Raw genomic sequence first — 25,467 nt, 5'->3', positions numbered from 1 at the left:
AACTCCTTTTATAAATCTTAATTTCAAATGTATGAAAAAGTATTTGTATTTTATTGGTATTGATGTATCTAAATTAAAATTAGATGTAACGATTTGTAAAGAAAATGAACTTCATCAATCCCATCATTTTATCGTAACAAATGATAAAAAAGGATTAAAGGAGCTTTTACAGTTTTTAAAAAAGAGAGAAATTCACACATCAGACGTACTTTTTAGTTTTGAAGATACCGGTGTGTATTCTATGCCATTGTGTTGTTTTTTATCGGATCAAGAGTTGGATTATTGGATGATTCCAGCAATTGAAATCAAACGAAGTAAAGGACTTGTACGTGGTAAATCAGACAAAGCCGATTCGAAGGATATTGCCATTTATTCTCATACACATTTTTACAAATTGAGATTAGGTAAAATTCCAGAAAAAGATCTTTTAAAACTTCGCTTATTATTTACAGAACGTGAGAAATTACTTAAGGCCATCAAGGTTTTAGACAGTACAAAAGAAGGTATAGAATATTTACCAAAAGAGGTGTTTTCTGAGATAGAGCGCGTGAATAAATCGACCATAAATCACCTAAAGAAAGCCATTGAAAAGATAGAAAAACGAATGCAAGAAATTGTAAAAATGAATGATGAATTGCATCATCAAAATAAACTCATACAAAGTATTCCTGGCTTAGGTCCGATGACATCAATCTATTTGATATTAGTAACCAAAGGATTTACAACCTTTAAAAATTCACGTCAATTAAGTTGTTATGCTGGCGTAGCTCCGTTTGAATACAGCTCAGGAAGTTCAATCAAAGGACGAACGAAAGTAAGTCATTTTGCCGATAAAAAACTAAAATCATTGCTTAATATGTGTGCAATGAATGCAAAGAAATGTGATCCAGAATTAAAGCTCTATTACGAAAAGAAATTGGAAGAAGGGAAATCAAAAATGTTGGTTCTAAATAATATCCGATGCAAACTATTAGGAAGAGTATTTGCAGTAATCAATCGTGGATCTGCTTATGTAAATATTCAAAAATTTGCAGCATAAAAAAATAGAAAAAAAACATAAAAAAAACATAAAAAAGGTTTGTTTTTATCCATAGAATGCGAAGTGCGGGCTTGAATTGAGCAAAAGTTCAATTCAGACCGAAACGTAGCCAAAGCTGTGAGCCTTTTGGTAAATTTAATAAAAAAACAAAAGCAAACAGCTTTTGGCGGATAAAAAGGCGAGAAGTTCAATTTTGCACTTAACCCCGCATTTTGCCAAGCCGATGTTAGCTGATGCCGCATTAATATTTATCTAATTCTTCTTTTAAGTCACTTATAAATTCTTCTAAATCAACAACGAAACCAGTTTTCAACCCAATTGGAAAAATGTTTAGTAAATAATTTTCATTTGAAACTAAATCTATTATTTCATCTTGTAAATCATCAAGAGATAATTCTTTAATTTTAAATTTTTTCCATTCATCAATTAAACATAATTCCGCAAATTCTTTAAAATTCCATAGAGGAAAAAGTTGATGATTTTCAAGCTCGGAAATTACATAATTATTATTTTCGTCTTTTAGAGTATAAAAGATTTCTAAATCAGCTAATTTCTTAATGAAATATTTATATCTCTCAAAAGGATTTAGTTTAGAAACATTTTCAATTTCTTGAATATTTATTTTCATATGTTTTTTGGGTGCGGTTTCAGCTAACGAGCCGAGTATTTGCGAAGAACGGGGAGAAATTGAGCGAAAGCTCAAGTTCGTGTGTTCAAGCAAATTGCTCTTTTCTAAAACTAATTTAGTTTAATGTTTTAAGAAAAGCAATTTTGCGAGTGGAAAAAGATAGGGTGAAAGTTTACTTTCAGCCCGTTTTTTGCAAATACTTTCCTATGTTTGTAATTGATTATATTTAAGATATATAGCAAATAAAAAAAGAAAGAACTCAATGGGCAGATTAAGATCGTAAATACTATTAAGCATAAAGCTTCGCTAACATGATAATCCCTGCTCATTTCTTGCCAAAAACCGTACAGTTTATTTGAACAAAAAGTTCGTGCTAGGATAGTAGGTTTCATTGCAAGATTAGTTCTCTCCTATAGAAATTAAATATAGAACAAATGAATGAAAAAATCAACTATTGTGGTATTGATGTATCAAATGAAACGTTAGATCTTTATTTTAAAAATAAGGAAGGAATAGAACAACATTTACAAGTTTCCAATACGTTAACTGGATTTAGAAAACTTCTAAAAGAAGTAGGAAATAATACACATTTCGTAATGGAAGCAACAGGAGTTTATCATTTGAATTTAATATTTTTTTTGAATGAAAAAAAATGTTGTTTTAGTGTTGTAAATGCGCTTCAAATCAAGCGTTATATTCAGATGCATTTAGAACGTAATAAATCGGATAAAAAAGATGCGAAAAGGATTTATGAATATGGCTGTGATCGGGAACCAGAAAAATACACAATGCCCGATTCATCGTACTTTGAATGTCGCTCGTTAAATAATTCGATCCATGATTTAACTAAGGAAATCACGAAATTTAGCAATCAAATTCATAGTCTAAAGAAGTGTCCATTTAATGCAAAAAAGATAGAAAAAAGCTTCCTTAAGATCATCAAATTATTAAAAGAAGAGAAGTCGAAATTAGAGCTTGAATTGCATACCAAATTGGTAGAATGGGATGAAGAAACACTCCACTTAATAAGCAGTGTGAAAGGAATAGGAAAGCGATCAGCAGCAGAATTAATGGTTTATACGCAAAGTTTTAAAGACATGGAATCGTATAAACAATTAATCTCTTATGCAGGATTAAGTCCGACCGAATATCGAAGTGGAAGTAGTATTCGAGGTCGAGTACGAATATGTAAACAAGGAGGTAAACAACTAAGAAATATCTTGTATATGTGCGCTTTAAATGCCAAGAAAAGTAATGGTTATTGTCGTGCATTATATGATCGATTAGTAGAGAAAGGAAAGAACAAAAAAGCAGCGTTAATCGCTGTGTGCAATAAGCTGCTTAAATTGGTATTTGGAGTGGTAAAAAATAAAACATTTTACCATGAAAATTTTGTTGTAAAAATTGATTAAAAAACTTGTTTTTTTACACAGTTCATGTTAGCTGTAGTGCTATTGTTGATTTATTTCTAAACCATTAGTGTTTAAACTCTTGTAAAAAATTGAAATTTTAGAAATCGCAGATGCCTTTTGTAGTGTGTCATTATCTACAATAATGAATGCTCCTAATTGTTCCATAGTTGAAACTATAGGTTTTATTCTTTTCATTCTGAATGTATAGATATTTTTCAGGTGTATTTTATCATTAGTTATTTTTTCTATTGAATTCTTAAAAGAAACTATGTGAATAGTGTCCTTTATAGAATTTTTAGTATCTGTCACTTTAAAGTATGAGTATTTTTCAGAATCTCTTATTTCAATAACTTTTACAGTCATTTCAATTTCCTCATCATTTAAATAATGAGCACTCCTTAAAGAATTACAAGCTGTAAAAATTAATAATAATATGATTAGATAACAGAATGTTTTCATTTACAGTTTTTTTTGTCGCATTACAGCTAACGGCTGGCAAATTGGCGATGGAGCCGACTTTTAGCACAAATGTTGAATAGAATTACTAATCTTCAACATTGCACAAAAGTTCAATAGAAGTACTTCACCGGCTCTATTGCCAATTTGTTTGTTATGTGCCGTTTTATTCCATTTTATACATTTAACAATTGCTGAAACGTAAAGTCGGGTTTAAACATTTCAATTTCGTTTTGAGTTGATTCTTCTTGTGCTTCTTTGCCATAGATAAACATTTGCTGTTCATAATTTTCAATAGCCTCTTCAATGCTGTTAAATTTCCCATTGGTCAGATTATCCGACAATATCAAGGCATCCATCAACCCGCTGTTTACGCCTTGTCCTGCAAAAGGAGGCATCAAATGAGCAGCATCTCCAATCATCGTTATGGGTAATGGACGCTTACTTTTCCAAGACTTACCTAAGGGAAATATTCGTGTCGCTAACCCTACAAAAGATGATGTCACACGAATCAGTTCTTTGTAGCGTTCATCCCAATCGGAAAATTTTTTCAGGAGAAAATCAACGACACTATTTCTGTCTTGAAAATCTACCAGAGTCTTGCTTTTCCATTCATCAGATGTTTTAAAACTTATTCCAAAATGCAATGCACCATTATTATTAGGATTCGCAAATAATAAATTACCTTGATGAGCAGCCATTAGCCGGTTTCCATTGCATAGCTGAAAAAATCCAGGACAGTTCACCTCTGGTTGATGAATATCGGCTTGTATATTGAAAGTACCTGTTTCTTCAACTTCCGTGTCGGTAACAAATTTTCTTACTTTAGACATTCCACCATTGGCAATAATAACCAGATCTGCTGTTTCACTCGGTTTATCTTCAAAAGTTAGTGTCCACTTCTCCTTATCAGGTTCAAGGGTAACAAGTTTTCTATCCCAAATGACGGTATTGTTTTGTAAACTATTCAATAAGATAGTCCTTAAATCATTTCTGTTTATTTCTGGATTGTCGAACCGATTTTCGGGCTTTACATTTTTGGTGGTTAAAATATTGCCCTTTTCATCAGCAATATTTACACCCATTGGCAAAGCTAAGTCATAATACGTTTGCAGCAATCCTGCTTTTTTCATTGCTTCCTGTCCCGAATCCCTGTGCAGATCAAGTGTCCCGCCAAAGATCCTGGCATCCCGATTTTTGTCTCTTTCGTAAACTGTAACGTCTACGCCGTTTTGTTGTAACAATCTCGCCATAGTCAGCCCAACGGGGCCGCCACCAATTATTGCAACGTTCTTATCACTAAGTAAATTCATTTGTTTGTCTGTATCTATTCGCATTGTCATTCAAAAATGGCCCATAACGTGCCGCGTATTGGCGATGGGCGGGATTTTTAGCACTGAACTTTAATCGAAGAACAGAAGTTGAATTTTGCACTTCCGTTGATACGAAGCCGTTCAGCCCGCCTATTGCCAATACGATGTTGTACGACGTAGTTATGTTTTGGGTTTTAGTCCAGCTAAATATTTTCGTATGTCATTTTCTAATTTATCCGGGTATTTGTACTCTAATTTTTTTGACAATTCAGTTCCTATTTCTGAAACTAAATCAGTCATTGAAAATAGAGCAGTCCAATTTTCCTTTATATCGCTCCCTGAAAATGTTTGTTCTGTTTTAGCCCACATTTCCTGGTTAAGATACTTTTTGAAAAGCCGTCCATATTTATTGGTCGTTATGTTCCAATTGTGTTCACTTGCAATGTGCCATTCAATTAAAGGAATTAAATATTCTGTGCGAATAACGGTTTCCGACATAAATTTCGCATAGAATATTTCATCTCTCACAAGACACTTTGCCACGTAAGTTGTGTCCCACCAAAAATCGTTTATTAGATTTTGAAACTCTTTTTCAGACGGTTTTTTGATAATGGAAATTTGATAAGTTGGTTTCAGCATTTGCTTTGTAATACCATCTTTATCAATTAAAATTTTATAACCAATATCCCAATCTTCTGGTAATTCTTTCTCTTGCGTTTCCTTTATAAATTTTGATTTGCTGTAAAGTTTAAAATCTACTTTCACACCGTCTTCATAAAGTAGCATTTTCATTGCGTGTTTATGGTTAAAACAACTTTCGTCTTCTTCAATCATAGCAATTGGATTTCCGAATTTAAGCGTCCAGCTTTTGTCTGAAATGTAATTTGTATTATCCTCAAAAACAAATTCAATGTCTAAATCACTAAATTCGTCAACAAGTGCTAAAGGATTTACAAGTGAACTTGTCAGAAGAAGAACTCTTACATCTTCGTTTTTCTCCGACCATTCTATAATTGTTCTTAACTTTTCTTCTCTGACTTTCATTTTGTTTGGTTCGGTTTTACTATGTCGTACAACGAGCCGAGTATTTGCGAAGAACGGGAGAGAAATTGAGCGAAACCTCAAGTTCGTGCGTTCAAGCAAATTGCTCTTTTCTGAAACTAAATTAGTTTATTGTTTTAAGAAAAGCAATTTTGCGAGTGGAAAAAGATGGGCTGAAAGTTTACTTTCAGCCCGTTTTTTTGCAAATGCGATGTTAGCAGAAGTGTTGTTATTACCAATCAGAGTTTTCAACAGCTTTTGAAGTACTTCCTTCCTTTATAGCTTTTTCAACACCTTCAAGAGTTTTGATTGCTTTTTGATAAGATTTATAGAACGCTTTTGACATTACTGTTTTTTGACCTCCTTTTTCATTTATAGGATATTCATTTGCGATTTTCATAGTAGAATATGATGGTGGAGTACTTCCTCCTGTAATTTTTTTCTCATATTCAGTTAATGTTACTATTGCTCTTGCTTTTCCATCTTTTGCATCAACTCGTAAAATATGCCATGCATCAACATATGTCGTAATTATTGAAATCCCGATATGAACATTGTCATATATTCCCTTACCTACGAGTAATCCAGCTTCTTTATCTTGATTTTGAATTACAGATTTTCCACTTACATAGTTATAGGTAAAATAATTAAATGCTCTATTATATATATCATCTTTTGACAGTCCTGGAGCTTCAATAATTTTTACAAAAGTTACATTTCCATTATCATCCAATTCCCATTTCCCTTTAATTTCTTCGAGCATTTCTTTTGCAGATTGTGCATAAGATATAACACTAAATAATGTTAAAAAGAGTAGTAAAATTGTTTTTTTCATAGTTTAAAAATTAAAATTTAGGATTGTAAAAATATTATTTATTTTTTTATTCTATTACGGAAAACCCTATTTTGTATTTTGTTGTGTAAACATTTCTGCTAACGGGCCGCGGCTTAGCGAAGTGCGGGCTTGAATTGAGCGAAAGTTCAATTCAGACCGAGACGTAGCCAAAGCTGTGAGCCTTTTGGTAAATTTAATAAAAAAACAAAAGCAAACAGCTTTTGGCGGATAAAAAGGCGAGAAGTTCAATTTTGCACTTAACCCCGCATTTTGCCAAGCCGATGTTAGCTGTAGTTATAACTTTTAAGTATCTTATTAAAGACTTCTAATAATAATGCAGATATTATAAATGCAATGGAAAAAAATGTAAAATTAGAAAACGTTTCATTTAGATATAGTCGGAAATCTAAACCATACAATTTTTCTAAATAATTACGACTTATTATCATACTTATTACTAAGCCAATTCCAGATGATAATATAATCGATATGAATTTTACCGATTTTTGAATTTTACTAAATTCATTATTATGTTTTTGAATTGAATAAATTAAAGATAAACCAAAAGTTATTACTAATATAAAATATTGTGAAATTTCAGTAATTCCACTCTTTCTGAATGGAGATTCTATTATGAAAGACATTAAAGTTATAATTATCAATGCAGATAGAACTTTCTTAATTGAGAATAGCATTTTATAGGTTCAGAGATTTTATAATTACAGCTAACGAGCCGAGTATTTGCGAAGAACGGGAGGAAATTGAACGAAGTTCAAATTCGTCACGAACTGAGCAAATTGCTCTTTTGTTTTTATAAATTTAAGAAATAAATTGAAACAAGAACAATTTTGCGTTGAGAAAAACATAGGCTGAAAGTTTACTTTCAGACCGTTTTTCGCAAAATACCATGTTAGCAGAAGTATTTTATTTAAATGAGTTTCCATTATAAATTGCTGTTTCAATTTCAAAATTTAATCTATTTACTAATCTTAAAAGTTCAATTGGATAATAATTTCGTAAAATAGCTTGATTTTCATTTATTGATACTCCAAATCTTAAGTATGAAAATGTTACTTTATGATTAGAGACTAATTTTTCTAATTCAATACAGTTTATATTAAGAAATTGAATAGCATCATTAATTTGACCATTCAAATTGTCCATTTCTTTATTTGATATTTTAATTGATATAATATAATTTTCGTTTAATCTTTTTTTTAGAGAATTTGTAAATTCACCTTTTTCATCAATTTTAAAGTTTGGTAAAGTAGTTGTTTTTATAAATTCCTTAAACGAATCGGTATCACTATAAATTTCTAATATACACATTTCAAATTTTAGTATTTTAAACAGTTTTAGGGGAAATATTTCTGCTAACGGGAAACGCATTGGCGAAGTGGCGGATAAATTGGACGAAAAGTTCAATTTAGCAGTAACGTAGCCGATGTGTTTCCACAGAAGCTAAATTATTAAAAAAAGCTGAATGTGGAACACATTCGGCGGAATAAAATGCACAAAAGTTGAAGTTTGCACTTCACCCGCCATTTTGCCAATGCGATGTTATACGACGTTTTTCTTTTCTATATTATTTATTTTTTCGGCTACTTTTAAGCAACTTTCATAATTTCCTAAAACTCCGATTGTTTTCGTTTCAATTTCGTGAAGTTTTTCTGCAATTTTAGTTGTATCAGAATTAGATTTTACAAGTTTGAGAATTAATGGAGTATAACTTTGATATTCATCTCTTGGAGCAATATCATTAACTCCGATTGGATCCCAATCTTCCCACAATATCTGGTCAATTTGTTGATATAGATTTAGAAATTTTCCCTTGCTTCTAAATTTTTCTTTTAATTCGTTTTTGTCAAGATTGTAGTTTCCATTTTCAAGATATTCTTTCCATAATTGAACGTTTTTTATATTTATGTCGTATCCAATTATTGGATTATCCCAATCGAAAATAACATTACTTATTTCGTCTCCATTCCAATCAAAATATTCAGAAGCAATTAGTGAAAAAGCAATAGCATTTAAATCTTCACTATCAAGTTTTTGAGCAATAAAATCATCACACAATTTTATTAAATGTTCTTTTCGAACTTCAAATTCTCCGTCATTAATCTGTTCAACGTAAACACTTGTTGTGTCAAATCCAGTTTTAGTTTGGCTATTTTTTACGTCAGATTTTAAATCATCTATCGTAATTTTATTTTCAAAATATTCTTTTAATTTCTGTTCGGTCATTTCGGGTAAAATGTCGTATAACGAGCTGAGTATTTGCGAAGAACGGGGAGAATTTGAACGAAGTTCAAGTTCGTACGTTCAAGCAAATTGCTCTTTTCTAAAACTAATTTAAGTTTAAGTTTTTAGAAAAGCAATTTTGCGGTGGAAAAAGATGGGCTGAAAGTTTACTTTCAGACCGTTTTTTGCAAAAACTATGTTAGCTGATGTTTTTTTATTAGATATGATTGAAGACAAACTTTAAAGTTTTGTTATGCTTATATATTTTAATATTTGATGGTTCTGATTGATTTGTGAAATTCTCATAATAATATTCATTATTATTTGATTTCCAATTTGGATCTACCAAAATTAATGAATCTACTTGATGAATTATTTTTTGAAAATTATTTTCGTCAAATTGTAACATAATATTAATTTCAAAATCTGCGATTCCTGTACTTTGAGTTTCATTTTGTAATATTTTAAAATCTTTTGGTAAAATTAAGTTAGAATTTTCAGAGATTAATTTAATTCTATTTTTACCACAACTAATTAAAGTAAAGCAAATTATAAAAATATATATCAGATTGTTTTTATTCATAAGTTCTGAATTTAAAAATAGCAGCTAACGGGCCGCGGCTTGGCGAAGTGCGGGCTTGAATTGAGCGAAAGTTCAATTCAGACCGAAACGTAGCCAAAGCTGTGAGCCTTTTGGTAAATTTAATAAAAAAACAAAAGCAAACAGCTTTTGGCGGATAAAAAGGATAGAAGTTCAATTTTGCACTTAAACCCGCATTTTGCCAAGCCGATGTTAGCTGTAGTAGTTATTTTCCGTGAGTTATTCTAATAATTTCACTATTTAAAGAATTAATTATTATCAAAAATGTTCCTCCAACATAATTTTTAGGAAGAGTTCCAGAGATTACATAGTAGTTTTCAATTTTGTGTATTTTATACGGTTTCTGATTGATGATATTATTTTCACCATAAATTTCAAACAAAATTGATTCCGCAACTTTTATAGCTGTTGAGTCGTTTTTAATAATAGGAGTTTTGTTATCTATTACATTATGAACTCTATTATTTTTTAGTGTTTCTTCTAAAACTTCTTTAGCATATTTTTCTCCAAGAATTAATTTTTGATTATTTTCTTGAGCACAAGAAATATTAATTATACTTAAAAATAGAAGAATCAATAGATGTTTCATTTTTTGAGGAATTTTTGGAACTATTACAGCTAACGAGCCGAGTATTTGCGAAGAACGGGAGAGAAATTGAACGAAGTTCAAGTTCGTACGTTCAAGCAAATTGCTCTTTTCTAAAACTAAATTAGTTTATTGTTTTAAGAAAAGCAATTTTGCGAGCGGAAAAATAATGGATGAAAGTTTACTTTCAACCCGTTTTTTCGCAAATAGTATGTTAGCTGCTGGTGAATTAAAGAAAGTATATAAAATTATATATTGCTTTTAGAATTCCTAAAATAATTCGCAGTCAATTTAACAGTTGAGAATAAACTTGAAGCTATTAATAACCACATCATTAAATAATTAGTTCTAAACGGAGATTCAGTGAAAAAGTTAGTCATAGAAGCTAAACATAAAAACAAACCAATTAAAGCAAATACCCAAAATATAATTAAAACATTTTTTTTGGGGTTTAAATACCAATTATTCTGTGTATTTGGATGTTCCATATTTATTTAATTTTTGTTGTTAAAAAACATATGTAATTTGCTAGCACACTTGCAGCTAACGTTTTGGGTATTGCCGAAGGCGGGGAAATCGAAGCGGAAAGTTTCGATTTTGCACCGAGGCAAGCCAAAACGAATTTTTGTGAGTTAAATTTAAAAATAAAAAACGAATAAAATTCGTTTTTGGCGGAGATAGTAGCACAAACTTTGAATTTTGCTCTTTAGCCCCGTTTTTGGCAATACCTTGTTAGCTGTAGTGCTTTTTATAATAATTTTTTGCGATTTTTATGAATTCAGTCGTATCCATTTCTGGAATTTGTTCGTAGTTTATGTATCCATACTTACTTTGAGTAAATAATTTAAGTTCCTCGTAATATTCATCTTCAATTTTAGTACTATTTTTTAGAGTATTACAATATAAACCAAATATTATTTTCTTATCAGTTGTGAAAAAAATCATTGCTCCCTTTAAGTCTTCGTTTTTTGTATTGTTCCAATAAAGAGAATATTCTGCACTTGAATTTTGAACTAAGAATCTTATTATTTGATAATCATTTTGAAAAATAAACTCTGTTTCATCTTCATATTGGGGATACTCATATTCACTAGCACTTTCATTTCTTTCAGGAATAAAATGATTCAAGAATTCAAATATAAATTTTTCGTTTCTATTGTCATTTAATACATAGCAATCGGCATAAGTTCCATTATATTCAAATTTGTTCATTATTTACAAAAATTTGTTTATGACGGCTGATTAAAGCATTACAGCTAACGGGCCGCGGCTTGGCGAAGTGCGGGCTTGAATTGAGCGAAAGTTCAATTCAGACCGATACGTAGCCAAAGCAGTGAGCCTTTTGGTAAATTTAATAAAAAAAACAAAAGCAAACAGCTTTTGGCGGATAAAAAGGCGAGAAGTTCAATTTTGCACTTAACCCCGCATTTTGCCAAGCCGATGTTACCTGCTGTGCATATTTATTATTCGATTATTTCTTTTAATTATTTTATCGATTGTTTCTGTTTTATAAGATTTATATTCTTCAACATTTTGTGGTAAGGGTGAACGTTCAAAATTGTCAAATGGAAGACAAAATTTTACTTCGTAGTTTTCAGTTACAAAATCTTGGAGTAAAAAGAAGTTTATATAATTTTCAAAGTTTACGAAAAGTTTGAAAAATTCCTCATAACGACTAATAGCATTATAAAGTGGACTTTGTTCGTTCAAGTAAAATAATCTAATACATTCAAGTGTTAAGTCAAATCTATCACTTATTTTTCGATTTACAACTCTAGCTTGATTAATTGTGAAACCATTTTTCTTATGAGCAGGAAAAACAATATGTCCTCCAATTGTTCTTGCTATATGTTTAAATTCTTCTCTTTCTTGTTCAGTTAACCAATCATCAAATCGACCTTTATATTTTCCAACAAAATGAGGACACATTCTGTCACTTGAAAGATTATCAATTAAATTATTTTTTAAAACAATTCTACCAAATTTACCTCCAATTTTTAAAGTTTCTAATGAGAAGGAATGTTCTGAAGGAAGTTCTTTACTCCATAAATATTTATGAATTTCGTAAAGTTTTGGACTGTCAGAATCTGGATCGCCACAAAGGCTATCTTTTCTAAAATCAAAATTTATGTCGATTTCAATCATTTAAACTTTCAGTATTATGCGCAATTTTTGGATGCATTGCAGGTAACGGGCCGCGTATTGGCGATAGTGGCGGATTAGAAAGCCAAAACTTCCAATCTTGCACTAAGCTAAGCAACAGCCTTTTATTATTTTCTAAATTTATGAAAAAAGGAAATATAAAAGGCTGTTGCGACAAAAAAAGGAGAAACTTTCAATTTCTCCCTTAAACCGCCATTTCGCCAATACGGTGTTAGCTGTAGTTTTTTGTTAACTTTCTTGCACTATCCGATGCAATAATTAATCCTCCGGCCAACATAATAATATCTTTTATGACTAGTCTGCCTGCTCCAGAAAGATAAGGGAAACCAAATTGTGGCGTTGGAAAATCTCCTCCTAAATTGGGAACATAAACTTCTGGAGTTGTAATAAGAAATGATAGTGTAACTAATGACATCCCAAAAGTTAAAAGACCTCCAATCATACCGATTTTAGGAAACCAAATGCCTAATAATACGAATAAACCAATGATGCAAATTACACTACCCAAGCCATAAGAAAATAAATAGGTTCCATTTTCTTGATGCCAATCTATATTTTTCTGAACGGTTTTTCCTTCAGGATTTTTATGCAATGTATATTCAGCAACGTTTTTTTCATTTTCATTTAATGCTGTTTTCCCTGAATTATTGTAGAAAAAACTCATCAATGGACTATTGGTAACAAATGGAACAATGCCATCTGCTTCATATTGATACGCTTTTAATCCTCCGATCCAAGCCATAACAACAAAGATGGAAATACGAATTAAATTGATAAAGTTGGATTGTTGAGACGCTAAAAATAATGCTAAAATTTTCACTTGATGTATATTAATGATGCTAGCAAATTTAGTACACGCTTAAGTCAAAAAGAATAGACAAATCAGTGAATAACCTAGACTATTTTGCCACGATTGAAATGCCTACATTTTTTCTGTATGAACTTGGTGAAACGCCAACATTCTTTTTAAAATATCGACTGAAATAAAATTCATCCTCAAAATTCAATTCTTGAGCAATTTCTTTGATTGATTTATAAGTGAGATGAAGTAATTTTTTAGCTTCTAAAATTACACGTTCATTAATGAGTTGTGAAGGTGATTTTGAGAACTGTTTTTTTACTTTTTTACTGAAAGCATCAGTTGATAAAGAAAATTCAGCCGCATAAAATGCTATACTTCTTTCCGTTTTGTAATGCTTTTCTACCAAATCTTGAAATTGAATCAAATCTTTATTAGGTAACTCATTAGGATTTAAATCAGTGAGATATTTTGATTTTTCTTTACTAGAAATTGACAATATTAATTGCAAATAAGATTTAACAATCGAATCCGTAAATGGGCTTACTATTTCATTTTGAATCTCGATTTTCATTTTTTCAATTGTATTTACAATTTCATCATAATAGGATTTATTGATATTGAAAAAAGGTTTTTCGTAAATATTATTGAATAAAATTCCGTTGCACGAAATCATATTTTTATGATATTCAATACAATAATAATCACCGTGAAACTGAATTAATATCAATTCTGTTTTATTAGCATCAAGCCATTTAAATTGTTGGTAAGGAGTAAGAAATAAAATTGTAGAGCTAGAACATACATATTGAGTCAAATTAATTTCAAACTTTGCCGAAGTATCAAATACCAAAATTTGGTAAAAAGGACAGTTTATCGGCTTTAAAAAGTTATGGCTATTAGTGTTTTGTATGGTAATCTGGTTCAAAAGTGACGTTTTTTAAAATTACAGCTAACGGGCCGAGTATTTGCGAAGAACGGGAGAGAATTTGAGCGAAAGCTCAAGTTCGTGCGTTCAAGCAAATTGCTCTTTTCTGAAACTAAATTAGTTTATTGTTTTAAGAAAAGCAATTTTGCGAGTGGAAAAAGATGGGATGAAAGTTTACTTTCAGCTCGTTTTTTGCAAATATTATGTTGTATGTAGTTGTTTTCTCAGTATGATTAATTCTAACGTTTTGATTTTCGATTTGTATTTTTAAACTATCATTTCTCAAATTTTTTATTTCTGTGAGAACATAATCATTTCCATCTTTTACTAGTATTTTGATCTTTGGACATTTAGGAACACAACCAACATAAATATGTTTCGAATTGAAAAAACCTTCATTATTAGTCTTTAATAACCCTGAAATATATTTTTGTCCTAAGAAATCATTTTTTGTTATTAATGAGTCTGAATTTTTAGTGTTGACTTTATTTCCTAGATATTTAATAGTATCATTTTTTTTAAATATTAAGTAAATTTCAGCGTTTTCGATTGGATTATTTTCTGAATCAACAACATGTCCTGTCACATTTAAAAAACCATGACAGGACGTTAAAAATAAACAAATTAATAATTGAAAATATATAAATTTAAGTTTCATAGATTTTTTTTACAATTACATACAACGAGCCGAGTATTTGCGAAGAACGGGAGAGAATTTGAGCGAAAGCTCAAGTTCGTTCCGTTCAAGCAAATTGCTTGGCTAAAACTAAATTAATTGAAAGTTTTAAGAAAAGCAATTTTGCGAGCGGAAAAAGATGGGATGAAAGTTTACTCTCAGCCCGTTTTTTCGCAAATACTGTGTTATGCGACGTTTTTTTAAGCCAATCCTGCAACATTAAAAACTTCTATTTTTTTCTTTGTTAAGTTTAATAAAATAAAAATATTGCATTTTCCTCCGTCATGCATTTGAATAATATGTTTTCTAAAACTTTCCAACTCATATTTATCTTCACAAAAGCATTTTATATAAACATATTTCTCACCTTTAACATTTTTATATGCGACAATTTGCTTTAGATATTTATTGTATGGGTAAATGTTAGTATTATCCTTAAATTCAGCTTTTAGAAAGTTTTCAATCTCATAAATATCTGTCTCGCTTAAATCTATGTTTTCGTTCTTATCATTTTCGTTCTCCTTTTCATAGTTAAAAACAGCATAGTTTTGGAATTTTGAAAAATCAATCAAATTGTTGACCTTTAATTTTGTAGAATCAATTTTCATTCTAAATGTCATTCCATCATTAAAAAAATCGATATAACCATTTTTTAAGGATGCTTTTTTTGATTTTCCAAATTCTAATCTTGATGGGAAAAATTCAATACTGTCATTTTTTATTTTTAGATGACCTCTAAAATTCTCCACTTTGTCATAATAATTTCCATTCACAGTGATATTTAAAACATAAGTACTATCAGAGAAAATCTTAAATGTTGATACACTCTGATTTTCAAATGAATTTTTGTCAGAAGCAATTAGTAATATTTCTGTCTCTTTCTCAGTTTTTTTATTACAACAAATAAATAGAAATGAAATTAGTAGTAGAAAAGTTTTTTTAATCATAGTTTCTGAAAAAAATGTTGCATAACGAGCCGAGTATTTGCGAAGAACGGGAGAGAATTTGAGCGAAAGCTCAAGTTCGTTCCGTTCAAGCAAATTGCTTGGCTAAAACTAAATTAATTGAAAGTTTTAAGAAAAGCAATTTTGCGAGCGGAAAAAGATGGGATGAAAGTTTACTCTCAGCCCGTTTTTTCGCAAATACTGTGTTATGCGACGTTTTTTTAAGCCAATCCTGCAACATTAAAAACTTCTATTTTTTTCTTTGTTAAGTTTAATAAAATAAAAATATTGCATTTTCCTCCGTCATGCATTTGAATAATATGTTTTCTAAAACTTTCCAACTCATATTTATCTTCACAAAAGCATTTTATATAAACATATTTCTCACCTTTAACATTTTTATATGCGACAATTTGCTTTAGATATTTATTGTATGGGTAAATGTTAGTATTATCCTTAAATTCAGCTTTTAGAAAGTTTTCAATCTCATAAATATCTGTCTCGCTTAAATCTATGTTTTCGTTCTTATCATTTTCGTTCTCCTTTTCATAGTTAAAAACAGCATAGTTTTGGAATTTTGAAAAATCAATCAAATTGTTGACCTTTAATTTTGTAGAATCAATTTTCATTCTAAATGTCATTCCATCATTAAAAAAATCGATATAACCATTTTTTAAGGATGCTTTTTTTGATTTTCCAAATTCTAATCTTGATGGGAAAAATTCAATACTGTCATTTTTTATTTTTAGATGACCTCTAAAATTCTCCACTTTGTCATAATAATTTCCATTCACAGTGATATTTAAAACATAAGTACTATCAGAGAAAATCTTAAATGTTGATACACTCTGATTTTCAAATGAATTTTTGTCAGAAGCAATTAGTAATATTTCTGTCTCTTTCTCAGTTTTTTTATTACAACAAATAAATAGAAATGAAATTAGTAGTAGAAAAGTTTTTTTAATCATAGTTTCTGAAAAAAATGTTGCATAACGAGCCGAGTATTTGCGAAGAACGGGAGAGAACTTGAACGAAGTTCAAGTTCGTACGTTCAAGCAAATTGCTTGGCTGAAACTAAATTAATTGAAAGTTTTAAGAAAAGCAATTTTGCGAGTGGAAAAAGATGGGATGAAAGTTTACTTTCAGACCGTTTTTCGCAAATACTATGTTAGCTGATGCCGCATTAATATTTATCTAATTCTTCCTTTAAGTCTCGTACAAATTCTTCTAAATTAACAACGTATCCGGTTTTCAAACCAACTGGAAAAACATTCAGTAAATAATTTTCATCTGAAATTAAATCAATTATTTCATTTTGTAAATCATCAAGAGTTAGTTCTGCAATTTCAAAGTTTTTCCATTCATCAATTAAACATAATTCTGCAAACTCTTTAAAGTTCCATAGAGGGAAAAGTTGATGATTTTCAAGCTCAGAAATTATATAATTTTCATTTTCGTCTTTTAAAGTGTAAAAGATTTCAAAATCAGCCAATTTTTTAATGAAATATTTATATCTATCTAAAGGTTTTAGTTTAGAAACATTTTCAATTTCTTGAATATTAATTTTCATACGGATTTTTGTGTGCGGTTTCAGCTAACGGGCCGCGGCTTGGCGATAGTGGCGGATTAGAAAGCCAAAACTTTCAATCTTTCACTAACTTGAGCAACAGCTTTTTATTATTTACTAAATTAACAAAAAAGGAAATATAAAAAGCTGTTGCGACAAAAAATGTACGAACTTTCTATATTTCCCATAACCCGCCATTTCGCCAAACCGATGTTAGCGGTAGTTTTTTCTTATTTCATGTAGGATTTCTTTCATTTTTGGTTCAATATTTAGTTCGTCAAATAGTTTTTCCGATAAATTTAATGAGTTTTCAAAAGCTAAAATTATATTTTTAGGATTTAAATCCGATGTTACTGTTTTATACGCAAAATACCAAGTCGTATCAATATCCTTTTCAAGACTTTTAGTTGGACTTTCCCAATGTTGGGTTTTGTTTGTTCTTGCTCTAATAAGCCAAAGCAAATATTTCTGAACATTTGATAAACTATGATGAGCATGAGCAAATTCTTCTCGCTTAATTAAGTTGCTTGTTGTCAGTATAACATTCAGTAATGATTGACTTAACCACAAGATGTTTTCATTTGTTATTCTTTCGGGCGATTTCGTTTTGATTTGATTTAGTGTTTTCGTTAAATGTCCGTCTTTGTCGATTAGGTTCATTTGGTCAAAATCGCTAAATGCAACAATTCCGTCCCAAGATTTGATAATTTCAATTTCCTCCGTTTTTAAAAAATGAAATTCGCCTCTGACCATATTCTCAAAAATAGCAACTTCGCTTCCATATTCATTTGTAAAATATAAAGCCACAGGATGAATTTGATTTACCCATTTTTCCGACGAGAAATTTTCTTTATTTTTTAAAAAGATGTAAAATTCGATATCAGAATATTTATCTCCTTCGCTTTTAGTAAATGAACCATACATAAAAACAGCGGAAACATTTTCGTCTTGTTGAGCTATAGATTTTGTTTTGTTAATCATTTGTAACTGCGTCATTTCTTCTAATTTTTAAAAGTTGATAATAGAAATTCTCACTGCTTTTTGAAAGCAATAAAAAAGTTTCACTTTTTTTATTTTGAACAGTTACTTATAGCTTCATCGGATTATATTTTTTTATGTTCAACATTCTGTTTGGTAAAATTACCGCTAACGTTTTGGGTATTGCCGAAGGCGGGGAAATCGAAGCTGTAAGTTTCGATTTTGCACCGAGGCGAGCCAAAACGAATTTTTGTGAGTTAAATTTACAATACAAAAACGAATAAAATTCGTTTTTGGCGTAATAGTAGGGTAGAACCTTGAATTTTGCACTTAAGCCCCGCTTTTGGCAATACCTTGTTAGGTGCAGTCATTTTTTCTTCCTGTAATTCCAGTTGCACAACCCCAAAAGTACTCATGATACTCAATTTCGAGATTGTGTTTTTCAAAAATATTTTTAGTAACAGTACAATCTTTAAAATTTTCCGTATAAGTCCAAAGCATTTTATAATCATCTGGATTACCTAAAAACAATTTCCCAAGAATTGGTATCATTTTTCCTAAATAAAAACTGTACAAAAATAATAGGATTGGATTTTTGGGTTTAGAAATTTCTATAAATGAAAATTGTCCGTCTTTTTTCAAAATCCTATTTAAGTTTTCAGCTAAAATATTTAATTGATCTTCATTGAAAGTTTTTAATCCAAATGCACTATAAATCCTGTCAAATTGGTTACTTCTAAGTTTATTTTTTAATATATTTTGCTGCAATACTTTAAAACTATTACCAAACTTTTTCAGACTTTTTTCTCGACTTTTTGTAACCATTTCATCTGAAAAGTCTAAACCAATAAATTCTGCATTTGGATACTTTTTAATCAAAATATTCCAATTTTCGCCCAGTCCAGACAATAAGTCAAGTACTTTAATTTCATTATTCGAATGGTCAATTTTATTAATAAATTGTTTACGCCATAAAATTGAAAACCCAAATGATGTAATAAAATTCATTCTGTCGTATGAACTAGACATTTGATTAAAAAGATTTTTTACAAATTCAGGTTCATAAATGTTTATATTTTTCTGCACGAGTTTTTGATAATGATTGCACCTAACGAGCCGAGTATTTGCGAAGAACGGGGAGAATTTGAGCGAAAGCTCAAGTACGTCCGTTCAAGCAAATTGCTTGGCTAAAACTAAATTAGTGTATTGTTTTAAGAAAAGCAATTTTGCGAGGGGAAAATTATGATATAAAAGTTAACCTTCAGCCCGTTTTTTGCGAAATACTTTGTTAGCTGTAGTATTTATTTTTTAAACCTTATTGTTTTAATAGCTTTTTGAAGCTCTTCTTGTTCTTTCACATTTAAGTTAATTCCATAAAGTGTTAGTTTAATATTCTTATCATATTCACTTTGAGATATGCTGTCAAAATATACACCTGTAATACCTTTTCCATTAATTATTGGATATTTAATTTTACATTTTAAACCATCAATTGTATCCCAAGCAATATTTGTTGTTCTAAAAATATCGTTATCAACTTTATGTACATCTTTGACCATAACGTAATTAGCTTTTTTATAACTTTCTTTCATCTCCTCACTTGAAGATTCCCATAATGCACTATCCATTAAAATAGGAATTCTATCTTCAAGGTTATTTGAATAGTAGCCTAGATCAAATCTTATAGTGTCGTTATTTTCAGTTATAAATCCACCAATTTCACTATCTACACCTTGAAATTCTACTTTTTGCCATTTTTCTGGTATTTGAATTGAGAAACTATCAAAATCTAAAGTAAGTTTTTTATTAGATTTATTTTCATGACAACCAAAGAATAAAATAGTTGTAAGTAATAAATGCAAAATTTTCATAGTAGTGAATTAAATATTACAGCTAACACTCAAATATACGTATTATATTTTTACTATACAAATATTGTTTTACACATTTAAATACTTAATATTTAGCGGGATATAATTTTAATTGGTAAATTATATCAAAATCAGTTTTATAGAACAATCCAACTTCGACAATCTATGAATCAAGTCAATTTAAAATATTTTTCTTTCGAATTAGGAGAGCATAAAGGAGAGAAAGTTATTTGGGTAAAATTTGATCAAAATAAAACGTCAATTTTACCAATTAGGCAAATAACAACTACAAAATATTCTGCTTCACGTAAAATGTGGTACATCAAAGATCACAACCAAAACAGAAAACGTGTTGGGATAAAGGATTTGTTGTTTCAGAATTTTGTGGATTTGCCCGAAACTCATCAAATAGAATTTGAGAGATTTTTGCAAACATTAAAACTAAAAGCATATAGTCCAAATACCATCAAAACGTATAGTAATGAACTGATTCCTTTTTTCAAAACTTTCGAGAATTACCATCCAAAGGAGATTACTCAAGATCTCATTCGTCGATATTTATTGTATTGTGCAGAGGTGCAGCAATTGTCCGAATTTACCATAAATTCTCGAATGAATGCAATTAAATTTTACTACGAGCAAGTATTGCATTATCACCGAATGTTTTTTGAAATACCTCGACCAAAAAAGCCCAAAATTTTACCTAAAGTTTTATCCGTTGAGGAGGTGAGGAAAATAATAAATCTTACAACCAATTTTAAACATCAAATGATTTTGAAATGCATTTATGGGATGGGTTTAAGAGTTAGTGAATTGATTAATCTAAAGATCGAGGATATTGATAGTAATGTTATGTTGGTACATATTAAATCTGCAAAGGGAAAAAAAGATAGAATAGTTATTCTGCCAGAAAGTTTATTACTTCATTTACGCGAATATTTCAAAATTTATCGTCCACAAGATTATTTATTCGAAAATAAATACGGAAATAAAATGTCCGATCGGTCGGTGCAGGCTATTTTTAAAAAGAGTTTAGAATTAAGTGGTTCTCGGAAAAAGGTAGGTGTACATAGTTTAAGGCATTCTTTTGCTACGCATTTGTTAGAGAATGGAACAGATGTTACGCTAATTCAGCAATTATTGGGGCATAATAGTATCAAAACAACTTTAACGTATACACATGTTTCTAAAAATTCGTTACAGAAAATACAATCGCCATTGGATCGTTTATGAATCAGTCGGTTCAAAATTAATCTCTAATTGTCGGCCTTCGGATAATTTATAATCCGTAAGATTAGAAACTGATACGCCTAACAAACGTACAGATTGTAGTGGATCATAGGCATCTTCCATAAGATCCATCACCAATTGACGAAACAATAATTCATTTTTAAGGGGGTGGATCAATGTTTTACTCTTACTAACAACAGAAAAATCACTGTATTTAATTTTGACAGTAACAGTACGCCCATACACATTATGACTCGAACACCATCTCCAAACATCGTCCACTTCAGGAATAATTCCTTGTTGCAATTGGTTCAACGACGTAAGATCTTCTGTAAACGTATTTTCAGAACCCACCGATTTACGGATGCGTGTGGCATTAACTTCTCGATAATCTTCTCCGCGAGCAATTTGATAATAGTATTGCCCTGATTTCCCAAACTCCTTTAATAATTTTTCCAACGAAAGTTGCCTTAAGTCATAGCCGTTGTGTATGCCCATATTCGACATGCGTTCTGCTGTAACTTTTCCTATGCCATGAAATTTTCGAATGGACAACTCCGCTACAAAATCCAAGGCCATTTTAGGAGTTACCACAAACATTCCGTGTGGTTTTCGGTAATCCGAAGCGATCTTAGCTAAAAATTTATTGTACGAAATTCCCGCAGATGCAGTGAGCTGTGTTCGTTCATATATTTTTTGTAAAATTTCTTTCGCAATATCGGTGGCAACACCCATCCGTTTCTTATTTTCGGTCACGTCCAAATAAGCCTCATCCAACGACAAAGGCTCTACCAAATCCGTATATTCATAGAAAATATCCCGAATTTCTTGGGAAACCTGTTGATACACATCAAATCGAGGCTTTACGAAAATTAGCTTTGGACATTTACGCTTGGCCACAACAGATGGCATAGCCGACTTTACACCATATCGACGTGCCTCGTAACTTGCAGTAGCCACAACGCCACGTTCCGCACTTCCACCTACTGCAATACATTGTCCACGCAATGCTGGATGATCCCGTTGCTCTACAGATGCATAGAATGCATCCATGTCGATATGTATAATTTTACGAAGCATGAATGCAAAAGTATAAGCTCTTACTTTAAATTATATGTTTTGATAAATTCTTTTAACTTTTTCTTATCAGCTACAATGGTTAGATAATCGCCCGCTTCAATAATGGCATCACGATCAGGATTGTAACTAATCATTCCATCCCTTTCGATCGAAACAACAATACCATGGGTTGTATCTTTTACCCATCCCACATCTTGGTATGCTACATCAGCAACGCCTTTCGGGATAACCACTTTATCCATCGTAATATCAATACGATCTTTTACAGATTCTGTAGGTATCGATTCACCAATAATGCTTAGGTATTTTTCAAATTTTTGTATCTGCTCATCCGTTCCAATAATTCCAATTTCATCCAAAGGATAAAGTACATCCGTACTCGTTGGCATTTGGATAATACGATCTCCACGTTTGATATACGCAATATTAATATGGAATTTGGTACGCCAATTCAATTCGCCCAATGGCACACCTATAAAATTCGCATGACGCGGAACTTCCATCTCAGATATATGTGTATTATCCCAAGTGTATTGATAGTTATCTTTCAGTTGTGCTTGTCGTTTTTCTTCAATGATTTCTCGCTCATTAAGATTATAAAGGAAACGATTTTGAATAATGCTGTAAATGGTATTAAAATGTTTCGATAAAAAATACAAAGCCGTTAATATAAAGACAATCAACAAGGCAACCGCGATTTCACTCGAGAAAAATTGATAATAGATAAATACAATTAATCCCAATATGAATAAAATTCTTAAAGCAAATAATCCGATGATTGGCGCACGATTGTACTTAGATTCATGCCAGAAATCGGTCATCAATTGTTTCGAAACACGATTTCCCACCAACGCCCATAAGAAAGGAGCGGAAATAAAGAACGTTAATACCAATGTAATTAAATTGGCAAGAAAGGGACTTACCGTATCATACAGCATGATCAAAATAAAACTCTTGGTAAAAAATGCAATGGCAATAACAATAACAGTATTCAACGCCAGATTTTTAATTGTTCGAGTCAATATCATTTTCCATTGGTTTTCATCTTGAATATGTTGCGTATCGGATGAATAACGATCAATTGATTTTAAAACTTTTTGAGGTAATATTTTGTTTAAAATTTCATACGTTTTTTCAGAAGATTTCATCAAATAAGGGGTAGTAAAGGTGGTAATGGCAGATACCCCTACAGCTACAGGAAATAAGAAGTCACTGGTTACTCCAAGAGACAATCCCAATCCAGCAACTATAAAAGCAAATTCTCCAATTTGCGCCATACTCATCCCAACTTGTACCGATTGCTTTAGCGGTTGACCCGATAATAATGCACCAATACTTGTAAAAAGAAGTTTTCCAAAAATGGTAATCAATGTCACAACTAAAATGGCCCACTTATGTTCAATCATAGAAGCAGGATCAATCATCATACCGATAGAAACGAAGAAAATGGTAGCAAATAATGTTTTAACCGATTGTAAAGTATGCTCGATTTTCTCGGCATAAATCGTCTCTGCCAATATCGATCCCATGACAAATGCTCCTAATTCTATCGAAAAACCAACACGATCAGCAATGTAGACCATTCCTAAACATAACCCGATGGATAAAATTAATAACGTTTCATCATCCAAATATTTTTTAATGGCACGTAAAAATGATGGGATAACAAAGATTCCTCCCAAAAACCAAACCGCCAAAAAGAATCCAAGCTTAATCAACGAACTGAACATTTCAGCGCCATCAAACTGTTGACTAACCGCCATCGTTGATAAAATGACCATTAATAAGATCACCACTATATCTTCCACAATCAAAATTCCGAAAACAACGTTTGCAAATTTCTTTCGTTTTAGTTTCAGCTCATCAAAGGCACGGATAATAATAGTTGTAGACGAACTGGCCAGTAATCCTCCTAAGAAAATACTGTCCATTTGCGACCAACCCATCAGCTGCCCCGCATAATATCCCACAGCGATAATGCAAATAATTTCTACAAGGGCGGTAATGGAGGCGCTTCCTCCAACATTCAGAAGTTTTTTGAAACTAAACTCAAGCCCCAAACTAAAGAGTAAAAAAATCACTCCAATTTTTGCCCAAATTTCAATACTGTGTTCATCAGCTACCGTTGGTAAATAGGTGAAATGAGGTCCAACCAAAAAGCCGGCTATAATGTATCCTAATACAAGAGGTTGATTAATACGTTTAAATATTAAAGTGGTAATTGCTCCTACACCTAAAATCAAACCTAAGTCGATAATTATTTTTGGCAAGTGTTCTTCCATATATGCGTTTAGATTAAGTCCCACTAATTTAATGATTTTAATTGGGACAACGCACATGAAAAAAGCGTTAAACTTTCGTTTAACGCTTAATTTATAGTGATTTTAGCTAAATATGAATCCTCTTCTTTCATCAGTCGTTTACACTTCAATCCATGGTGCTCGCACGCATTTTTTAAAGTGTCAAAATCCAAATACAACCACTCGATCGGTTCTTCTTGCATGCCTTTATAATGGACAATAAAGTCTACTTCGCCATAATAATTTTTGTCCCCAGGAATCCATTTACCACCATCATCATCATCATCAAACATATAAATAATATCAGTTCCATCGATTAAAATTTGTCCACCTTCGTTCAACAAGGCTTTTAATTTTTCTAAATAGGCACCAATAACAAATAAATTTTGGAAAATTCCTGTTCCATTCATTAAAAGAAGGATCGTGTCGTAGCGTTCTTCTGTAGATAAATCCAACAAATGAATGGCTTCTGTATGCTTTACACCTCTCAATCGGCAAGCCTCGATGGCTTTTGGAGAAAGATCAATTGCTTTTACTTCAAAACCTTTATCTTGCAAATATAAAGTGTGTGATCCTGCACCAGCTCCCACATCTAACGTTTTTCCTTGGGCTAAGGTCAATGCTTTTTGTTCAAAAGCGGGCATCTCATCAAAGTCCCTAAAGAGATAGTCAATAGGCATGACATCTAATTCTGAAATAGATGTTTCAGTATATAAATTCTCAGGATGGTTTTCCGTTTGGTAATCCAAAATGGCCTGTCCAAATAAGTCTTTCATGCT

Annotated in this window: 26 protein-coding genes; 3 read left to right on the top strand and 23 right to left on the bottom strand. The window is 31.1% G+C overall.

The features are described from left to right. Window positions 1-31 precede the first annotated feature (31 nt). On the top strand, window positions 32-1,039 hold the full coding sequence (locus AC1QSP_RS04505; RefSeq protein ID WP_484079968.1) for an IS110 family RNA-guided transposase: 1,008 nt from the start codon (window positions 32-34) through the stop codon (window positions 1,037-1,039). A 241-nt stretch (window positions 1,040-1,280) separates the two neighbouring features. Here AC1QSP_RS04505 and AC1QSP_RS04500 read toward each other — a convergent pair whose 3' ends face one another. Beyond that, on the bottom strand, window positions 1,281-1,667 hold the full coding sequence (locus tag AC1QSP_RS04500) for a DUF2750 domain-containing protein (RefSeq protein ID WP_484079967.1): 387 nt from the start codon (window positions 1,665-1,667) through the stop codon (window positions 1,281-1,283). A 434-nt stretch (window positions 1,668-2,101) separates the two neighbouring features. On the opposite strand from AC1QSP_RS04500, the gene AC1QSP_RS04495 reads away from it, so the two are divergent. Then, window positions 2,102-3,079 (top strand): IS110 family RNA-guided transposase, encoded by a 978-nt coding sequence (locus tag AC1QSP_RS04495; RefSeq protein WP_484079966.1) that lies wholly within the window; start codon window positions 2,102-2,104, stop codon window positions 3,077-3,079. A 39-nt stretch (window positions 3,080-3,118) separates the two neighbouring features. On the opposite strand, the gene AC1QSP_RS04490 is transcribed toward AC1QSP_RS04495, so the two are convergent. The 19 genes from AC1QSP_RS04490 to AC1QSP_RS04400 form a co-directional block, all read right to left on the bottom strand. Next, window positions 3,119-3,538 (bottom strand): hypothetical protein, encoded by a 420-nt coding sequence (locus AC1QSP_RS04490; RefSeq protein ID WP_484079965.1) that lies wholly within the window; start codon window positions 3,536-3,538, stop codon window positions 3,119-3,121. Between the two features lie 173 nt (window positions 3,539-3,711). Next, the gene (tet(X), locus tag AC1QSP_RS04485; protein WP_330557606.1) at window positions 3,712-4,878 is read right to left on the bottom strand and encodes a tetracycline-inactivating monooxygenase Tet(X); all 1,167 of its coding nucleotides are present in this window, start codon (window positions 4,876-4,878) and stop codon (window positions 3,712-3,714) included. 150 nt (window positions 4,879-5,028) lie between these two features. Beyond that, window positions 5,029-5,892 (bottom strand): aminoglycoside 6-adenylyltransferase AadS, encoded by an 864-nt coding sequence (locus AC1QSP_RS04480; protein WP_003013318.1) that lies wholly within the window; start codon window positions 5,890-5,892, stop codon window positions 5,029-5,031. Between the two features lie 229 nt (window positions 5,893-6,121). After that, the gene (locus tag AC1QSP_RS04475) at window positions 6,122-6,724 is read right to left on the bottom strand and encodes a DUF4468 domain-containing protein (RefSeq protein WP_484079964.1); all 603 of its coding nucleotides are present in this window, start codon (window positions 6,722-6,724) and stop codon (window positions 6,122-6,124) included. Window positions 6,725-7,648: 924 nt separating this feature from the next. Then, window positions 7,649-8,053: a hypothetical protein gene (locus tag AC1QSP_RS04470; protein ID WP_484079963.1), complete on the bottom strand. Its 405-nt coding sequence runs from the start codon at window positions 8,051-8,053 to the stop codon at window positions 7,649-7,651. Between the two features lie 231 nt (window positions 8,054-8,284). After that, window positions 8,285-8,968: a hypothetical protein gene (locus AC1QSP_RS04465; protein ID WP_484079962.1), complete on the bottom strand. Its 684-nt coding sequence runs from the start codon at window positions 8,966-8,968 to the stop codon at window positions 8,285-8,287. A 214-nt stretch (window positions 8,969-9,182) separates the two neighbouring features. After that, entirely contained in the window at window positions 9,183-9,548 is a 366-nt protein-coding gene (locus AC1QSP_RS04460) for a hypothetical protein (RefSeq protein ID WP_484079961.1), read from the bottom strand. 223 nt (window positions 9,549-9,771) lie between these two features. Further along, window positions 9,772-10,155: an NTF2 fold immunity protein gene (locus tag AC1QSP_RS04455; RefSeq protein WP_484079960.1), complete on the bottom strand. Its 384-nt coding sequence runs from the start codon at window positions 10,153-10,155 to the stop codon at window positions 9,772-9,774. 729 nt (window positions 10,156-10,884) lie between these two features. Then, the gene (locus tag AC1QSP_RS04450; RefSeq protein WP_484079959.1) at window positions 10,885-11,364 is read right to left on the bottom strand and encodes a hypothetical protein; all 480 of its coding nucleotides are present in this window, start codon (window positions 11,362-11,364) and stop codon (window positions 10,885-10,887) included. 231 nt (window positions 11,365-11,595) lie between these two features. After that, entirely contained in the window at window positions 11,596-12,297 is a 702-nt protein-coding gene (locus tag AC1QSP_RS04445; protein WP_484079958.1) for a DUF6994 family protein, read from the bottom strand. Between the two features lie 229 nt (window positions 12,298-12,526). Beyond that, the gene (locus AC1QSP_RS04440; RefSeq protein ID WP_484079957.1) at window positions 12,527-13,135 is read right to left on the bottom strand and encodes a DUF417 family protein; all 609 of its coding nucleotides are present in this window, start codon (window positions 13,133-13,135) and stop codon (window positions 12,527-12,529) included. 79 nt (window positions 13,136-13,214) lie between these two features. Next, on the bottom strand, window positions 13,215-13,688 hold the full coding sequence (locus AC1QSP_RS04435; protein ID WP_484079956.1) for a helix-turn-helix domain-containing protein: 474 nt from the start codon (window positions 13,686-13,688) through the stop codon (window positions 13,215-13,217). A gap of 484 nt (window positions 13,689-14,172) precedes the next feature. Further along, entirely contained in the window at window positions 14,173-14,700 is a 528-nt protein-coding gene (locus tag AC1QSP_RS04430; protein WP_484079955.1) for a hypothetical protein, read from the bottom strand. Window positions 14,701-14,918: 218 nt separating this feature from the next. Next, the gene (locus AC1QSP_RS04425; RefSeq protein ID WP_484079954.1) at window positions 14,919-15,665 is read right to left on the bottom strand and encodes a hypothetical protein; all 747 of its coding nucleotides are present in this window, start codon (window positions 15,663-15,665) and stop codon (window positions 14,919-14,921) included. Between the two features lie 218 nt (window positions 15,666-15,883). Next, window positions 15,884-16,630, bottom strand: coding sequence for a hypothetical protein (locus tag AC1QSP_RS04420; RefSeq protein ID WP_484079954.1), 747 nt, complete (start codon window positions 16,628-16,630; stop codon window positions 15,884-15,886). A gap of 215 nt (window positions 16,631-16,845) precedes the next feature. Next, window positions 16,846-17,232 carry a DUF2750 domain-containing protein gene (locus AC1QSP_RS04415; protein ID WP_484079953.1) on the bottom strand — a complete coding sequence of 129 codons (387 nt, stop codon included), beginning with the start codon at window positions 17,230-17,232 and terminating at the stop codon, window positions 16,846-16,848. A 210-nt stretch (window positions 17,233-17,442) separates the two neighbouring features. After that, entirely contained in the window at window positions 17,443-18,225 is a 783-nt protein-coding gene (gene lnu(H) / locus AC1QSP_RS04410) for a lincosamide nucleotidyltransferase Lnu(H) (protein WP_051021433.1), read from the bottom strand. A gap of 339 nt (window positions 18,226-18,564) precedes the next feature. Beyond that, complete coding sequence (locus AC1QSP_RS04405; protein ID WP_484079952.1) at window positions 18,565-19,293, bottom strand: class I SAM-dependent methyltransferase; 729 nt, start codon at window positions 19,291-19,293, stop codon at window positions 18,565-18,567. 215 nt (window positions 19,294-19,508) lie between these two features. Continuing rightward, window positions 19,509-20,078: a hypothetical protein gene (locus AC1QSP_RS04400; RefSeq protein ID WP_484079951.1), complete on the bottom strand. Its 570-nt coding sequence runs from the start codon at window positions 20,076-20,078 to the stop codon at window positions 19,509-19,511. A 165-nt stretch (window positions 20,079-20,243) separates the two neighbouring features. Between AC1QSP_RS04400 and xerA the strand changes: the two genes are divergently transcribed. Continuing rightward, on the top strand, window positions 20,244-21,311 hold the full coding sequence (gene xerA / locus AC1QSP_RS04395) for a site-specific tyrosine recombinase/integron integrase (RefSeq protein WP_484079950.1): 1,068 nt from the start codon (window positions 20,244-20,246) through the stop codon (window positions 21,309-21,311). On the opposite strand, the gene dinB is transcribed toward xerA, so the two are convergent. From dinB to AC1QSP_RS04380, 3 genes are read right to left on the bottom strand one after another with little or no spacing between them, the layout of a single operon-like run. Continuing rightward, window positions 21,306-22,388: a DNA polymerase IV gene (gene dinB, locus AC1QSP_RS04390; RefSeq protein WP_484079949.1), complete on the bottom strand. Its 1,083-nt coding sequence runs from the start codon at window positions 22,386-22,388 to the stop codon at window positions 21,306-21,308. The two genes, xerA and dinB, sit on opposite strands and share 6 nt — an antisense overlap. 20 nt (window positions 22,389-22,408) lie before the next feature. Beyond that, entirely contained in the window at window positions 22,409-24,727 is a 2,319-nt protein-coding gene (locus AC1QSP_RS04385; RefSeq protein WP_484079948.1) for a monovalent cation:proton antiporter family protein, read from the bottom strand. Between the two features lie 29 nt (window positions 24,728-24,756). Then, complete coding sequence (locus tag AC1QSP_RS04380; protein ID WP_484079947.1) at window positions 24,757-25,464, bottom strand: class I SAM-dependent methyltransferase; 708 nt, start codon at window positions 25,462-25,464, stop codon at window positions 24,757-24,759. Between the last annotated feature and the right edge of the window lie 3 nt (window positions 25,465-25,467).

The sequence above is a fragment of the Faecalibacter sp. genome (assembly GCF_057177045.1).
The sequence above is the reverse complement of the archived record's forward strand: the minus strand, read 5'-3'. Positions and strand labels throughout refer to the sequence as shown.

Bases quoted from the DNA above. Each gene is read 5' to 3' on its own strand.
- AC1QSP_RS04465 (WP_484079962.1), bottom strand. From the start codon at position 8,968: ATGACCGAACAGAAATTAAAAGAATATTTTGAAAATAAAATTACGATA.
- AC1QSP_RS04445 (WP_484079958.1), bottom strand. From the start codon at position 12,297: ATGATTGAAATCGACATAAATTTTGATTTTAGAAAAGATAGCCTTTGT.
- AC1QSP_RS04420 (WP_484079954.1), bottom strand. From the start codon at position 16,630: ATGATTAAAAAAACTTTTCTACTACTAATTTCATTTCTATTTATTTGT.
- AC1QSP_RS04380 (WP_484079947.1), bottom strand. From the start codon at position 25,464: ATGAAAGACTTATTTGGACAGGCCATTTTGGATTACCAAACGGAAAAC.
- AC1QSP_RS04385 (WP_484079948.1), bottom strand. From the start codon at position 24,727: ATGTGCGTTGTCCCAATTAAAATCATTAAATTAGTGGGACTTAATCTA.
- AC1QSP_RS04505 (WP_484079968.1), top strand. From the start codon at position 32: ATGAAAAAGTATTTGTATTTTATTGGTATTGATGTATCTAAATTAAAA.
- AC1QSP_RS04435 (WP_484079956.1), bottom strand. From the start codon at position 13,688: ATGAAAATCGAGATTCAAAATGAAATAGTAAGCCCATTTACGGATTCG.
- AC1QSP_RS04460 (WP_484079961.1), bottom strand. From the start codon at position 9,548: ATGAATAAAAACAATCTGATATATATTTTTATAATTTGCTTTACTTTA.
- AC1QSP_RS04480 (WP_003013318.1), bottom strand. From the start codon at position 5,892: ATGAAAGTCAGAGAAGAAAAGTTAAGAACAATTATAGAATGGTCGGAG.
- AC1QSP_RS04495 (WP_484079966.1), top strand. From the start codon at position 2,102: ATGAATGAAAAAATCAACTATTGTGGTATTGATGTATCAAATGAAACG.
- AC1QSP_RS04475 (WP_484079964.1), bottom strand. From the start codon at position 6,724: ATGAAAAAAACAATTTTACTACTCTTTTTAACATTATTTAGTGTTATA.
- dinB (WP_484079949.1), bottom strand. From the start codon at position 22,388: ATGCTTCGTAAAATTATACATATCGACATGGATGCATTCTATGCATCT.
- xerA (WP_484079950.1), top strand. From the start codon at position 20,244: ATGAATCAAGTCAATTTAAAATATTTTTCTTTCGAATTAGGAGAGCAT.
- AC1QSP_RS04470 (WP_484079963.1), bottom strand. From the start codon at position 8,053: ATGTGTATATTAGAAATTTATAGTGATACCGATTCGTTTAAGGAATTT.
- AC1QSP_RS04400 (WP_484079951.1), bottom strand. From the start codon at position 20,078: ATGAAAATTTTGCATTTATTACTTACAACTATTTTATTCTTTGGTTGT.
- AC1QSP_RS04450 (WP_484079959.1), bottom strand. From the start codon at position 11,364: ATGAACAAATTTGAATATAATGGAACTTATGCCGATTGCTATGTATTA.
- AC1QSP_RS04425 (WP_484079954.1), bottom strand. From the start codon at position 15,665: ATGATTAAAAAAACTTTTCTACTACTAATTTCATTTCTATTTATTTGT.
- AC1QSP_RS04500 (WP_484079967.1), bottom strand. From the start codon at position 1,667: ATGAAAATAAATATTCAAGAAATTGAAAATGTTTCTAAACTAAATCCT.
- AC1QSP_RS04455 (WP_484079960.1), bottom strand. From the start codon at position 10,155: ATGAAACATCTATTGATTCTTCTATTTTTAAGTATAATTAATATTTCT.
- AC1QSP_RS04415 (WP_484079953.1), bottom strand. From the start codon at position 17,232: ATGAAAATTAATATTCAAGAAATTGAAAATGTTTCTAAACTAAAACCT.
- AC1QSP_RS04490 (WP_484079965.1), bottom strand. From the start codon at position 3,538: ATGAAAACATTCTGTTATCTAATCATATTATTATTAATTTTTACAGCT.
- AC1QSP_RS04430 (WP_484079955.1), bottom strand. From the start codon at position 14,700: ATGAAACTTAAATTTATATATTTTCAATTATTAATTTGTTTATTTTTA.